This is a genomic window from Streptomyces sp. NPDC059832, assembly GCF_042731715.1.
Classification (GTDB): Bacteria; Actinomycetota; Actinomycetes; order Streptomycetales; family Streptomycetaceae; genus Streptomyces.
Window position 1 is genome coordinate 147122 of record NZ_JBHWIY010000012.1, and the last position, 12675, is coordinate 159796.

General features: G+C 73.0%; 13 protein-coding genes. 9 read left to right on the forward strand and 4 right to left on the reverse strand.

What is annotated here, in order from left to right; translation table 11 throughout:
- The first annotated feature begins 13 nt into the window (after positions 1-13).
- Genes ACFV8T_RS22660 through ACFV8T_RS22680 form a run of 5 tightly spaced genes read left to right on the forward strand, consistent with a single transcriptional unit; the run spans position 14 to position 5943 of the window.
- On the forward strand, positions 14-829 hold the full coding sequence (locus tag ACFV8T_RS22660; RefSeq protein ID WP_385330197.1) for a class I SAM-dependent methyltransferase: 816 nt from the start codon (positions 14-16) through the stop codon (positions 827-829).
- A gap of 53 nt (positions 830-882) precedes the next feature.
- The gene (locus ACFV8T_RS22665; protein WP_385330200.1) at positions 883-2535 is read left to right on the forward strand and encodes an ABC transporter substrate-binding protein; all 1653 of its coding nucleotides are present in this window, start codon (positions 883-885) and stop codon (positions 2533-2535) included.
- A complete protein-coding gene (locus tag ACFV8T_RS22670) occupies positions 2535-3488 on the forward strand; it encodes an ABC transporter permease (protein WP_385330202.1) in 954 nt (317 codons plus the stop codon). The genes ACFV8T_RS22665 and ACFV8T_RS22670 overlap by 1 nt, the downstream gene beginning before the upstream one ends.
- On the forward strand, positions 3485-4336 hold the full coding sequence (locus tag ACFV8T_RS22675; RefSeq protein WP_385330205.1) for an ABC transporter permease: 852 nt from the start codon (positions 3485-3487) through the stop codon (positions 4334-4336). Before ACFV8T_RS22670 ends, ACFV8T_RS22675 begins: the two co-directional genes overlap by 4 nt.
- Entirely contained in the window at positions 4333-5943 is a 1611-nt protein-coding gene (locus ACFV8T_RS22680) for a dipeptide ABC transporter ATP-binding protein (RefSeq protein ID WP_385330208.1), read from the forward strand. The genes ACFV8T_RS22675 and ACFV8T_RS22680 overlap by 4 nt, the downstream gene beginning before the upstream one ends.
- On the opposite strand, the gene ACFV8T_RS22685 is transcribed toward ACFV8T_RS22680, so the two are convergent.
- Positions 5897-7339 (reverse strand): dihydrolipoyl dehydrogenase family protein, encoded by a 1443-nt coding sequence (locus tag ACFV8T_RS22685; protein ID WP_385330211.1) that lies wholly within the window; start codon positions 7337-7339, stop codon positions 5897-5899. The genes ACFV8T_RS22680 and ACFV8T_RS22685 overlap by 47 nt on opposite strands.
- 114 nt (positions 7340-7453) lie before the next feature.
- Here ACFV8T_RS22685 and trxA point away from each other — a divergent pair, with 114 nt between their 5' ends.
- Positions 7454-7825 (forward strand): thioredoxin, encoded by a 372-nt coding sequence (gene trxA, locus ACFV8T_RS22690; protein ID WP_385330214.1) that lies wholly within the window; start codon positions 7454-7456, stop codon positions 7823-7825.
- Between the two features lie 73 nt (positions 7826-7898).
- Here trxA and ACFV8T_RS22695 read toward each other — a convergent pair whose 3' ends face one another.
- Complete coding sequence (locus ACFV8T_RS22695) at positions 7899-8180, reverse strand: hypothetical protein (RefSeq protein WP_385330217.1); 282 nt, start codon at positions 8178-8180, stop codon at positions 7899-7901.
- Between the two features lie 90 nt (positions 8181-8270).
- Positions 8271-9293 carry a LacI family DNA-binding transcriptional regulator gene (locus ACFV8T_RS22700; protein WP_385330219.1) on the reverse strand — a complete coding sequence of 341 codons (1023 nt, stop codon included), beginning with the start codon at positions 9291-9293 and terminating at the stop codon, positions 8271-8273.
- A 49-nt stretch (positions 9294-9342) separates the two neighbouring features.
- Between ACFV8T_RS22700 and ACFV8T_RS22705 the strand changes: the two genes are divergently transcribed.
- The 3 genes from ACFV8T_RS22705 (at position 9343) to ACFV8T_RS22715 (ending at position 11776) form a co-directional block, all read left to right on the forward strand.
- On the forward strand, positions 9343-9561 hold the full coding sequence (locus tag ACFV8T_RS22705; protein ID WP_385330222.1) for a hypothetical protein: 219 nt from the start codon (positions 9343-9345) through the stop codon (positions 9559-9561).
- A 139-nt stretch (positions 9562-9700) separates the two neighbouring features.
- The gene (locus ACFV8T_RS22710; protein ID WP_385330225.1) at positions 9701-11215 is read left to right on the forward strand and encodes a flotillin family protein; all 1515 of its coding nucleotides are present in this window, start codon (positions 9701-9703) and stop codon (positions 11213-11215) included.
- 93 nt (positions 11216-11308) lie between these two features.
- A complete protein-coding gene (locus ACFV8T_RS22715) occupies positions 11309-11776 on the forward strand; it encodes a type II toxin-antitoxin system PemK/MazF family toxin (protein WP_266430268.1) in 468 nt (155 codons plus the stop codon).
- On the opposite strand, the gene ACFV8T_RS22720 is transcribed toward ACFV8T_RS22715, so the two are convergent.
- Complete coding sequence (locus tag ACFV8T_RS22720; RefSeq protein WP_385330228.1) at positions 11761-12630, reverse strand: TIGR02452 family protein; 870 nt, start codon at positions 12628-12630, stop codon at positions 11761-11763. The two genes, ACFV8T_RS22715 and ACFV8T_RS22720, sit on opposite strands and share 16 nt — an antisense overlap.
- Between the last annotated feature and the right edge of the window lie 45 nt (positions 12631-12675).

Here is a 12675-nt window from a genome sequence, read left to right on the forward strand (position 1 = left end):
GGACCGTTCCGCCATGACCGACGACATACTCGACCGCGCCCGCACCCTCTCCGGGTACGACGACGTCAGCCGGATCCGGCAGGCCCAGGACCACGACTGGGTCCTCGGCCTCGCGCCGGACGGCCCGCGCACCCTGCTCGATCTGGGCTGCGGGACGGGGGCGCTGCTGGAGGAGGCGCTGGAGCGCTGGCCGGACGCGGCGCGGGCGGTGGGGGTCGACGGTTCCGGCCACCGGGTCCGCGAGGCCGGGGTGCGGCTCGCCGGGCGGGCCGAGCTGCTGACCGGGGATCTGCTGAGTCTGCCCGCCCTGGACGACCGGTTCGACGTGGCGTTCATGACCTCCGTGCTGCACTGGCTGCACCCGGACGAGGACCGCGCGTTCGCCTGGGTCGCCCGCCATCTGGCGCCCAAAGGGGCCTTCGTCCTGACGACGCATCACCCGATGACGGACCCTGCGGGCCTCGGTGGCGAGGATGTCGTCGCCGTCGACGCCCTGCGGCTGCTCGGTGCCCCGGCCGACCTGTCGGGGGTGGTGCCGATGGGGATACGGGCCCGGCCGGCGGACGACGTACAGGCCCTGCTGGAACGGCACTTCACGATCGAGGAGTCGCACGAGCGCACGGTGCCGGTGCGGGCCGCCGGCGACCGGCAGTACCGGGACTTCCACGCCGCCACGTTCGGCACGTACTTCAGCCGGCTGCTCCCCGACGACCGGCAGACCGAGTTCTTCGACGCGGTCGGCCGGGCCGCCGCCGCCCGGACCGCGGAACACGGCGAGGTCTACCGCGTCACGGTGCGGGCCTGGCGCGCGGTGCCGCGCCCACGCTGACTCCCCGTCCCTCCTCCACCTTCCCGTCGCACACCTCTGAACGGAGCCCTGCCGTGCCCACTCGCCGGTCCTTCCTCCTGCTGTCCGCCGGTGCCCTGACGGCGGCCGGCCTCACCGCCTGCTCCGCCGGCTCCGCGGCCGAGTCCTCCTCGGGTGCGGGCGGTGCGCCGCGCGACGGCGGGACGCTCACCTTCGCCACCGACGTCGAGCCGGACAACTTCGACCCCCATGTGTCCCCGGCCGACATCGTGGGGGTGCTGCTGCGCAATGTCTTCGACTCCCTGGTGGCGCAGCGCCAGGACGGCGGTTTCGAACCGTGGCTGGCCAAGGAGTGGAAGGTCTCGGACGACGGGCGGGCGTACACCTTCCGGCTCCGGGACGATGTGGAGTTCACCGACGGCACCCCGTTCGACGCGGCGGCGGTGAAGGCGAACTTCGACCACATCGTCGCCCCGGCCACCAAGTCCCAGTACGCGGCCACCCTCATCGGCCCGTACGAACGCACGGACGTCGTGGACCGGCACACGGTGACGGTCCGGCTGAAGGAGCCGTACGCCTCGTTCCTGCATGCCGTGTCGACGACGTATCTCGGCTTCCACTCGCCCGAGACGCTGCGCGACCGTCCGGGCGAGCTGGCCGCGGGCGGCTCCGCCTCGGTCGGCACGGGGGCGTTCACCTTCGTCTCGCGCGTCAAGGGCCAGCAGCTCGTCTTCGCCCGCAACACGTCCTACGCGTGGCCACCCGCCTCCGCGAAGAACGCCGGCCCCGCCCATCCGGAACGGCTGGTCGTCACGTTCCTCCCGGAGAACGCGACCCGGGTCGGCGCGGTGACCTCGGGTCAGGCGGACGTCGCCGACTCCCTGCCCGCCAACCGGATCGCCGCGCTGAAGTCGCAGCCGGGCCTCTCCATCAGCAGCCACGATTCGCCCGGCATCGTCTACTCGTACTTCCTCAACACCGAACGCGCCCCGTTCGACCGGCGGGACGCCCGGCTCGCCGTGCTGCACGCGGTCGACACCGAGGCCATCACCGAGGCCGTCTTCGCGGGCCAGTACCGGCGGGCCTGGGGCCCGCTCAGCCCGTCCACGCCCGGCTACGCCGCCTCCCTGGAGAACAGCTGGAAGCACGACCCGGCCAGGGCGGGTGCGCTGCTCGACGGACTCGGCTGGACCGGCCGGGACTCCGACGGGTACCGGACCAGGGACGGCGCACGGTTCCGGCTGACCCTGCTGTACGTCCCGGCGTACACCAAGTCCGAGCGGCGCACCTTCGACACCGCGGTCCAGGACGACCTGAGGAAGGCGGGCATCGAGCTGGTGCTTCAGCCGCTGGACGCGGGGAGTTACACCCCGGTGCGCAATCGCGGCGACTACGACATCATCGCCTTCGCCTGGGGCGGCTCGGACCCGGACCTGCTGCGTACCGTCTTCCACTCCGGGAGCCAACTCGCCGAGGGCGGGGCGAACGGCTCCCGGCTGCACGACCCGCGCATCGACGGCTGGCTGGACACGGCGAGGGCGACCACCGCGCGCAAGGAGCGCGAGGCGCTGTACGCGAAGGTGCAGCGGCGGATCGTCTCGCAGGGGTACGCGCTGCCCGCGTTCGTCGGCACCCGCCAGCTGGGGGTCCGGGGCCGGGCGCACGACGTGACGTTCGACGCCTCGGCGTGGCCGCTGTTCCAGAGCGCGTGGGTGGACGGCCGCTGATGTCCGCGATTCATCGGTGGGCGATGCCCGTGGCGCGCCGGCTCGGCTCCGGGGTGCTGGTGCTGTGGGGCGCGGCCACCGTGTCGTTCCTGGTGCTGCACCTGGTCCCGGGTGATGTGGTGGACACGGTGCTCGGCCCCTCGACGGCGGCGACGCCCGAGCTGCGTGAGCGGATCCGGGCCGACTACGGGCTCGGGGATCCGTTGCCGGTGCAGTATCTGCGGCAGCTGGCCGGTCTGCTGAGCGGGGATCCGGGCCGCTCGTACCAGCTGGGTCTGCCGGTCGGCGATGTGCTGGCGGGCCAGATCGGGCCGACGGTGGAGCTGGCGCTGACCGCGACCGTGCTGGCGCTGCTCATCGCGTTCGTCGCGGCCGTCGCCACCGCGGGCCGCGGCCGGGTCGCCCGCGCGGTGGCTTCGGGTCTTGAGCTGCTCGCGGTGTCCGTGCCGTCGTACTGGCTCGGCATTCTGGCGCTCACGTTCCTGTCGTACCGCTTCCGGCTGTTGCCTGCCGCCGGCGACCGGGGTCCGGCGGCGCTGGTCCTGCCCGCGCTCACTCTCGCGCTGCCGATCGGCGGGGTGCTGGCCCGGGTCGTGCGGCAGGAGCTGGACGAGGCGCTGGCCAGGCCGTTCGCGCTGACGGCGCGGGCCCGGGGCGCGACCGAGCGGACGGTGCTGCTGCGCCACACCCTGCGTCACGCGGCGCTGCCCGTGGCCACCCTGTCCGGATGGGTCGTCGGCAGCCTGCTGGGCGGGGCGGTGCTCACCGAGACGGTGTTCGCCCGGCCGGGGCTCGGCCGGGTGCTGGTGACGGCGGTGACGTCCAAGGACATCCCCGTGGTGACCTCGCTGGTGCTGTTGTCCGCGGCGGCGTTCGTCGTGGTGAATCTGCTGGTGGATCTCGCCTACCTGGTGATCGATCCGCGGCTGCGTACGGAAGGGGCGAGCGTATGAGGGCGGTCGCACGGACCGGCGGGCGGCCCGGCCGCCGGGAGGGGCGACGGGTGGCTCCGGCGGTCGCCGCGGGGGTGCTGGCTCTGCTGGCGGTGGCGGTGGTCTTCCCCGGGCTGCTCGCCCCGCACCCGCCGAACGACACGGATGTGGTGTCGGCGTTCCGGCCGCCCGGCGGTGCGCACCCGTTCGGCACGGACGAGCTGGGGCGCGATGTGCTGTCCCGGGTGGTGTACGGAGCACGCCCGTCGCTGGCGATCGGGCTCGGTGCGACCGCCCTCGGTGTGCTGGCCGGGCTCGTCGTCGGGCTGCTGGCGGCGACGGGGCCACGGGTGGTCGACCGGATCCTGATGCGTGGTCTCGATGTGCTGCTGGCCTTCCCGGAGCTCCTGCTGGCGCTGCTGGTCGTCACGGTCGTCGGGTCGGGTACGGCGAATGTGCTGGTGGCGATCGGCATCGCGGCCGTGCCCACCTATGCGCGGCTGGTGCGGGGCCAGTCGCTCCTGGCCGTCGCGTCGCACTACGCGGAGGCGGCGCAGGTGCTGGGGGTGCGACGGCCGGTGATCGTGCTGCGCCATGTGCTGCCCAATGTGACGGGGCCGCTGCTGGTCCTGGCCACCATCGGCACCGGGACGGCGGTGATCTCCGGTTCGGCGCTGAGCTTCCTGGGGCTCGGCACACCGCCGCCGGCCGCGGAGTGGGGCTCGATGCTGTCGGACGGCCGGGAGTTCCTGGCGACCGCGTGGTGGACGGCGACCTTCCCCGGGCTGGCGATCGTCGCGGTGGTGCTTTCGGTGACGGTGCTGGGCCGGTCGCTGCGGTCCGGTGCGCCGAAGGGGGCCGGGGCATGAGTGCGCTGCTGACCGTCGAGGGCCTCCATGTGCGCTTCGGGTCCGGGGGCGGGGGGCCGGGCGCGGTGCACGCGGTGCGGGACGTCAGCATCTCCGTCGCCGCGGGCGAGTGCCTGGCCCTGGTAGGCGAGTCGGGGTCGGGCAAGAGCACGGTGGCGCGCGCCCTGCTCGGGCTCCCCGGGGCCGGGGCGCGGACGAGTGCGCGGACGCTGCGGGTGGACGGGCGGGACGCGACCGGCTTCCGGGCGCGCGACTGGCGTACCGTGCGGGGCCGGGCCGTCGGGCTGGTCGCCCAGGACGCGCTGGTGTCGCTGGACCCGCTGCGCCGGATCGGGGCCGAGGTCGCGGAACCGATGCGGCTGCACCGTACGGCGGACCGGTCACGGATCGGCGCACGGGTCGTCGAGTTGCTGCGCCGGGTGGGTGTCCCCGATCCGGAGGCGCGGGCGGCGCAGTATCCGCACGAACTCTCCGGCGGGCTGAGGCAGCGGGCACTGATCGCCTCGGCGCTGGCCGCCGGCCCCCGTCTGCTGATCGCGGACGAACCGACCACCGCACTCGACGTGACCGTGCAGGCGCAGATCCTCGACCTGCTGGCCGGGGCGAAGGAGGACGGCACGGGGCTGCTGCTGATCAGCCACGACCTCGGTGTCGTGGCGCGGATCGCGGACCGTACGGCGGTGCTGAGGCGGGGCGCGGTCGTGGAGACGGGGCCGACGCCCGCACTGCTCGCGGCACCTCGGCACCCGTACACCCGCGCCCTGTTGGCGGCGTCCGTGCTGCGGTCCCCGCCGCGCGCCCCGAAGCGGACGCGGACCGTGCTGGAAGTGCAGTCGGTGTCGCTGTCGTACGGGGCGCGCACGGCGGTGCGCGATGTCTCCTTCACGTTGCGCGCGGGTGAGACGGTCGGACTGGTCGGTGAGTCGGGCTCCGGCAAGAGCACCGTGGCCCGGCTGGTGACCGGTCTGCTGCGACCGCACTCCGGGACCGTGCGGATGGACGGCGAACCCTGGTCCGAACTACCCGAACGCCTGCGGCAACCGCGCCGCGCCCGGATCCAGCTGATCCACCAGGACCCGTACAGCGCCTTCGATCCGCGCTTCACGGTGTCCCGGATCATCGCCGAGGGCATCCCGCGCCACGAGGACCGGGCCGCCCGGACGCTCGAACTCCTGGGCCTGGTGGGCCTCGGCCCCGAGTATCTGCACCGCCGCCCCGACCAGCTCTCCGGCGGCCAGCGCCAACGCGTCGCCATCGCGCGGGCCCTCGCCCCGTCCCCCGGCATCCTGGTGTGCGACGAGCCGGTCTCGGCGCTCGACGCCTCGGTGCGGGAACAGGTCATGGATCTGCTGGACGATCTCCAACGGCGCCTGGGAACGGCCTTGTTGTTCGTCTCGCACGATCTGTCGGTGATCCGGCGGATCAGCGACCGGGTGCTGGTGATGAAGGACGCGGAGGTGGTGGAGGAGGGCTCGGCCGAGGAGGTGTTCGACGCGCCGCGGCATCCGTACACGAAATCGCTGCTCGCGGCCGTCCTCACGGCCGGCCCACCTCGGGCGGCTACGCGTCCCGGTACGCCTCCAGCAGGCGCAGCCAGACCTCGCTGATCGTCGGATACGCGGGTACGGCGTGCCACAGCCGGTCGATGGGGACCTCGCCCGAGACCGCGATCGTCGCCGAGTGCAGCAGCTCGCCGATGCCCGGTCCGACGAAGCTGACCCCGAGCAGGATCTCCCGGTCGAGGTCCACGATCATGCGGGCGCGGCCCCGGTAGCCGTCCGCGTACAGGCCGGAGCCGGCCACCGCGGCGAAGTCCTGGTCGACGGCGCGTACCCGGTGGCCCGCCCGCTCGGCCTCGGCGAGCGTGAGGCCGACCGAGGCGGCCTCCGGGTCGGTGAAGACGACCTGGGGGACGGCCGCGTGGTCGGCGGTGGCGGAGTGGGCGCCCCAGCGATCGGTCTCCAGCAGCGGCACGCCGGCGGCGCGGGCGGCAATCGCGGCGCCCGCGATGCGTGCCTGGTACTTGCCCTGGTGGGTGAGGAGCGCCCGGTGGTTGACGTCACCGACCGCGTAGAGCCAGGTGGTGCCTTCGACGCGGCAGCTGTCGTCGACGGTGAGCCAGGATCCGGGCTCCAGGCCCACCGTCTCCAGTCCGAGGTCGTCGGTGCGCGGGGCCCGGCCGGTGGCGAAGAGGATCTCGTCGGCCTCGATGTGTCCGCCGCCCGCCAGTTCCACGGTGACCGGGCCGTCCGGGACCGCGCGCCGTACGGAGGCGACCGAGATCCCGGTGCGGATGTCGGCGCCCGCCTCGGTGAGGGCCTGCCCGACCAGTTCGCCGGCGAAGGGTTCCATCCTCGGCAGGAGCCCCTTGCCGCGGACCAGCATCGTCACCCGGGCGCCGAGGGCCTGCCAGACGGTGGCCATCTCCACTCCGACCACGCCGCCGCCGACGATCACGAGGCGGCCGGGCACCTTCTTGGCGCTCGTCGCCTCCCGGCTGGTCCAGGGGCGGGCCCCCTTAATGCCGGGCAGGTCGGGGACGACGGCGCGGCTGCCGGTGCAGACGGCGACGGCCTGGCGGGCGGTGAGCCGGTGCTCCGTGCCGTCGGGCGCGGTGACGGACACCGCCTTCTTGCCGGTGAGCCTGCCCTGGCCCCGGTAGATGTCCGCGCCGATGCCCTCCAGCCAGGCGACCTGTCCGTCGTCCTTCCAGTGCGATGCGTACGTGTCACGGTGGGCGAGGACCGCGGCGGTGTCCAACGGCCCCTGCACGGCGTCGCTGAGGCCCGGGACGCGGCGGGCGTCGGCGCGGGCGACCACCGGGCGCAGCAGGGCCTTGCTGGGCATGCAGGCCCAGTAGGAGCATTCACCGCCGATGAGTTCCACCTCGACGACGGCTGCGCTCAGCCCGGCGGCGCGGGCCCGGTCGGCGACGTTCTCGCCCACCGGACCCGCTCCGATCACCACGACGTCGTACTCGGCGTTCAGGGAAGCATCTGTCATGGGGACAGTCTGGTCGTGGGTGTGCGCGGCGGCCACATGGGCAGGCGGAATAGCGCAAGTGCAGGCACCGTTGTCCGGACAGGTCCGAGCGGGCACAGAAAGAGGTAGCAGAAAATGAGCACCGTTGAGCTCACCAAGGAAAACTTCGATCAGGTCGTCAGTGGGAACGATTTCGTCCTGATCGACTTCTGGGCTTCCTGGTGCGGCCCGTGCCGGCAGTTCGCCCCGGTCTACGACGCGGCGTCGGAGCGCCACGACGACCTGGTCTTCGCCAAGGTCGACACGGAGGCGCAGCAGGAGCTGGCGGCGGCCTTCGAGATCCGCTCCATTCCCACGCTGATGATCGTCCGGGAGAACGTGGCGGTGTTCGCACAGCCCGGGGCGCTGCCGGAAGCGGCGCTGGAGGACGTGATCGGGCAGGCGAGGAAGCTGGACATGGACGAGGTCCGCAAGTCCATCGAGGAGCAGCAGAAGGATCAGAGCTAGGTCCTGTCGGCACCTCGGGGCCCGGCCGGGCCGGCCGGGCCCCTCGTCGTGCCGGGGAGCGGGCGGCGCGGCCTCAGCGGTCGGCGTCGGTCCCGGCGTCCCGTTCCTCGATCCGGGCCGTGAGGCCGAAGGTCAGCTCGGCACCGTCGACCAGCAGGGCCTCGACCGAGCGCGTCGCGGGGTCGATGTCCGCGACGATGCCCTCACCGGAATACCGGGGATAACCGGATGCTCCCGTCTCACCGGTCGCCGACACGACCGCCGAGCGGATGGCGCCGCTAGGCTCGGCGGCCTCGGTGGTGTCCTCGGCGAATCCGGGGACCAGCAGGATCTCGTAACTCTGCGGATGGCTCATGGTCATGACGCTAGGCAAGCGGCACGCGGTACGCACGTTGCCGCGCTGCCGCACGGTGCGGTCCGGCCGTCGCGACCGGGCCCCGGCGCTTCACGCGGACTCGCGCCGGACCGCCCCGACCCGCAGGAGGTCGTGGTGTTCGGGGGCACCGCCGGGGTCCCGCACCAGCCGGTCCACGAGGTCCGCCAGTGGCTGCGCCGTGGCCAGCTCCATGCGTACGGTGCTGAGCCGGGGCCGCAGCAGCCTGCCCAGCATCAGGTCGTCGGCACCGATCACGGCGGTCTCGCGGGGCACCTCGACGCCCGCGTCCTGGAGGGCCCGCATCAGGAGCATCGCGTATTCGTCGTTGTAGGCGAACACGGCGTCGAGGTCCAGGGTGCGCCAGCGGGCGGCGAGCCGGGCGGCCGACTCCTCGTCGTACCGAAGCGGCAGCGGCTCCACCCGGGCCCCGTGGAACCGGGCTGCCTGCCGGGCCCCGGTCAGCCGGGGTTCGGCGAAGGGGCCCAGTCCGCATTCCTCGGGCATGACCACGCCGATACGTCGCCGGCCGCTGTCCAGCAGATGTCCGACCGCGCAGCTGCCGACCTCCCGCTGGTCCATGACCAGCGCGTGGGCGCCCGGCACCGGCCGCGGGCCGAGGGTGATCACGGCCTTGGCCCCGGACCGCTTGAGCACGGATATCCCGTGCGGGGTGAGGTCGATCGTGCCGGGGGCGATGACGGCGACCGGGCGGAGTTCGGCCCAGGCGCGGGGCGCGTCGTCGGGGTCCAGTCCGGTGCTGCCGTACTGGACGACGGTGTAGTCGAGGCGGCGCAGCCCCGATTCCAGTTCGTGGAAGAAGCGGTGGTGGAGCGGGCCGGTCGGGAGGTTCACGGTGGGCAGCAGCACCATGCGGGTGTGTCCGGCGCGCAGGCTCCGGGCCGCGGCGTGCGGCACGTAGCCCAGTTCGGTGGCCGCTTCCCTGACCCGGCGGCGGGTGGTCTCGCTGATCCGTACGGACGCGTTGTTGTTCAGCACGTACGACACGGTGGCCCTGGAGACCCCGGCGAGCCGTGCGACGTCGGCGCTGGTGGGGACGGGGGGTTCGGTGGGCTGGTTCGGTAACTGGCTCATGGCGTCGGGCAGTCTTCCAGACCCGCGGTGCGTGGGTACGCTCCGGGGCATGGATGATTCCTCGATGGTGGGGCTGCTCGGCCGGGTGACCGGGACGGTGGGGCCGGGACTGGTCGGCGAGGTGATGGTACGGATCCGGGGCGGTGCCGAGCACTTTCTCGCGCATCCGGCCACGGCGAAGGAGCGCATCGAGGTGGGCACGGTGGTGACGGTGATCGAGCATCTGCCACCGCGCACGGTCTATGTGGCTCCCGCATACGGGAGTTGAGGCCCGAGCGGAGGGCTCTTGACGGCATTCGTCGTCAAGAATTCGGCAAGGATCCGCACGCGTCTTCTGCACCGTCGCGAGCAGGAGAAGACTCCCCCGTGTTCAGCGGTGCCGACGGGGTGCCGCGATAAGGGGGCGCATGCCGATGCTCATCGGCGTCACGGCGGGTCTCGCACTCGCCGCCATCATTGTGTTGTTCGGCCTGTTCAAGTTGATGTGGCGCGTGGCCGAGCCGAACGAAGCACTGGTCATCTCGGGTTCCAAGCACAAGACCGAGGGCCTGGGTCAGGGCATGGGGTTCCGGATCGTCACCGGTCACGGCACGCTCGTCCTGCCCGGGGTCCAGGCAGTGCGGAAGATGTCCCTGGACCTCAACGAGACCGAGCTGTCCGTCGATTGCGTCACGCATCAGGGGATTCCCCTGCGGGTGCGGGGCGTCGTCATCTTCAAGGTGGGCGACGACTTCGTGTCGATCGCCAATGCGGCCCGCCGCTTCCTCGATCAGCAGAAGCTGATGTCGGAGCGGGTGCACAACGTCTTCGCCGGTCATCTGCGTTCCATCGTGGGCGGGTTGACGGTCGAGGACATGATCCGGGACCGGGAGAAGCTCACCGGGCAGACGCGGGCCGCGTGCGGGACCGAGATGGAGAAGCTCGGGCTCATCGTCGATTCGCTCCAGATCCATGAGATCGAGGACCCGACGGGTTACATCAAGAACCTGGCGATGCCGCACGCGGCGGCCGTGCAGCGGGACGCCCGGATCGCGCAGGCCGAGGCCAACCGCCTGGCCACCGAGGCGGAGCAGCAGGCCGCCGCCCGGATGTCGGAGGCGACCCGGGACAGCGAGATCCTGCAGGCCGGGTATCAGGCCGAGCGCGACAAGGCGGCGGCGAGCTCCCGGCAGGCGGGTCCGCTGGCCGACGCGGCGGCCCGCCAGGAGGTCGTGGTCCAGGAGACCAAGGTGGCCGAACTGGAGGCCCAGCGGCGCGAGCAGCAGCTCCAGGCCGATGTGCGCAAGCCCGCGGACGCCCAGGCGTACGAGAAGCGCACCCTGGCCGAGGGTGAGCGCGACGCCCGGATCTCGGCCGCCGAGGCGAAGGCGCGGGAGACGGAGCTCGCCGCGGTCGCGGAGGCCAACCGGGTCAAGACGGCGGCACTCGCCGAGGCGGAGGCGACGAAGGCACGCGGCGCCGCCTCCGCGACGGCGACCAGGGCGACGGGCGAGGCGGAAGCCGCCGCCGCCCAGGCCAAGGGGCTGGCACTGGCGGAGGCGGCCCGTGCCAAGGGGCTCGCCGAGGCGGAGGCGATCAAGGCGCGGGCGGCGGCCCTGGCGGAGAACCAGGAGGCGGTCGTCGCCCAGCAGTTGGCCGAGAAGTGGCCGGAGATCGTCCAGGCGGGCGCGGGCGCCTTCGGCAGCGTCGACCACATGGTGTTGCTGAACGGGGCCGACGGCATGTCCGACATGTTCGCGAAGGCGCTGACCATGGGCGGCACGGGCCTGGGACTGGCCCGGCAGTTGCTGTCGACGATGAGTCAGAGCGACCCGGCGGAACCGGCGCCGCAGGTGAACGGGGTGGCACCGGCCACCCCGCCCGCACCGCGCAAGCAGCGGATTCCGGTGACGGGTGATCAGGAGGGCGGCTCTCCCTCCTGACCGGTCCGGCGGTGGCCGGTGCCCGCCCCGCGACCCGGGGCGGGCACTGGCCCCGCTCCACGGAATCGGCCCCGCAGGTCATACGGTGTGGAGATGACCATCCAGCACCGTGACGACAGCATCGACAACTCGGCGGACTTCCCGGGCCGCACCGGCCCGACCGCCACTTCGGAGGCCGACCCGCGCGACGTGGGACCGGTCCGCACCTCGTACGCCCCCGACCGGGACGGCGACCCGGACCCGGGTGAGATCGTCTGGACGTTCGTGCCGTTCGAGGAGAACGACGGGCGCGGCAAGGACCGCCCGGTCCTGGTGGTGGCCCGTGAGGCGGCCGGCACGCTGCTCGCCGTGCAGCTCTCCAGCAAGCAGCACGACCAGGACCGCGAGTGGGTGGCGCTCGGGGCCGGCCCCTGGGACAGCTCCGGCCGCCCGTCATGGGTCGATCTGGACCGGGTCCTGCGGGTGCACGAGGACGGGATGCGGCGTGAGGCGTGCGCGCTGGACCGGGACAGGTTCGACCTGGTCGCCGGCCGGCTGCGGGAGCGCTACGACTGGAAGTAGGGCCCGGAGGCCCTGGAAGGCCCCGGGAGGCCTTGGTCGAACGTCTGGTCGAAGGCGGACCGGGTGGCGGATTCGGGGCTGCGGTCGAGGATGCCGAAGACGATCTGCTCGAAGTGACCGGCGAACCTGCCGCCGTCCATGAGCAGCGCCCGGAACACCCCGGCCACCTGCGCCGGATCGTTGCGGAACACACCGCAGCCCCAGGCGCCCAGCACCAGCCTGCGGTACCCCCGCACCGCCGCAACCTCCAGCACCCGCTCCGCCCGGGACGCGAGTGCGGCGGGGATGCGGTGGGCCTCCTCGGGGGCGCGGCTGCGGATGACTCCGGCGTTGGGCGCCGGGGAGGTCAGGAAACCGACGGTGTACGGGGTGTCGAGCAGCCGCCCCCGGTCGTCGCGGAACACCGGGACGCCCGGTGAGTGAATCACCCGGTCGGTGTAGAAGGCGCCGCGTTCCGCACGGTGGTGGGCGTAGTAGTCGGGGACGCGCAGCAGGGTGGCGTACAGGGCGGAGCCCCGGCACAGCGCCTCTTCCTGGGCCTGTGCGCCGTTGAGGTATCCGCCGCCGGGATTGCGGGCGGAGGCGTAGTTCAGCACGGCGACCTTGCCGGGGCCTTCGCCGGTCATCCGGCGCGCCGCCCGGAGGCTGCTCTCGCCGGTGACCTCGACGGCCGGTGCCCGGTCGGAGTCGAGCGCCGCGACCGGCACCGGCAGCGGGCCGTACAGCCTCGTGCCCGAGAGCGCGGTGGTCAGCGCGCGCTCGATGCTCACCTCCCGCCCGTCCTGCGTGCGGTAGCGGCCGGCCTCGACGATGGCCTCGGTCTCACGCGCGATGCCGCGCAACCGTGCGCTCATCGGTACTCCCCCGTGTGGTGCATACGGGGCATGCTCGACGCTCCG